This is a genomic window from Arthrobacter sp. Y3223164 (assembly GCF_059091005.1).
Window position 1 is genome coordinate 1 of record NZ_JBNHGF010000866.1, and the last position, 431, is coordinate 431.

Here is a 431-nt window from a genome sequence, read left to right on the forward strand (position 1 = left end):
GTCCGGCACCTCGGCACCGGCGTCCGAGCCCCCGGTCTCGCGCTTGAGCCCGTAGCCCAGGTAGCCCAGCCAGCCCAGGGCGAAGTTCCCGGGGACCCCGGCCGGCAGGGTGACGGTGCGGCGTCCCCACACGGTGTCCAGCCAGCGGAAGAAACCGCCACGGATCCGGGCGGTGGCGTTGCCCTGGCCGACCACGGTGGTGCCGTTGCGGTGTTCGGCCCAGGCGCCGAAGGCTCCGCCATCGTCGGCCAGGACGCTGATCCGGTTCCGGTCGGCGGATTCACGGGTATTTGAACTGTCCAGCCAGACGCTGCGGCCGGAGCCGGCGTACAGGCGCCGGTAAATGTCTTCGGCGTCCGGATAGGCGGCCAGGCGTTCGGCGACCAGGCGGACGCCCTCGCGGGCCGCGCGCTCCGGGGCCAAAGCGTGTT

At 72.6% G+C, this 431-nt stretch carries 1 pseudogene; it reads right to left on the reverse strand.

The window, feature by feature from the left end:
* A pseudogene (locus tag AC5RUJ_RS18450) lies at nt 1–431 on the reverse strand (aminodeoxychorismate synthase component I); the annotation flags it as partial.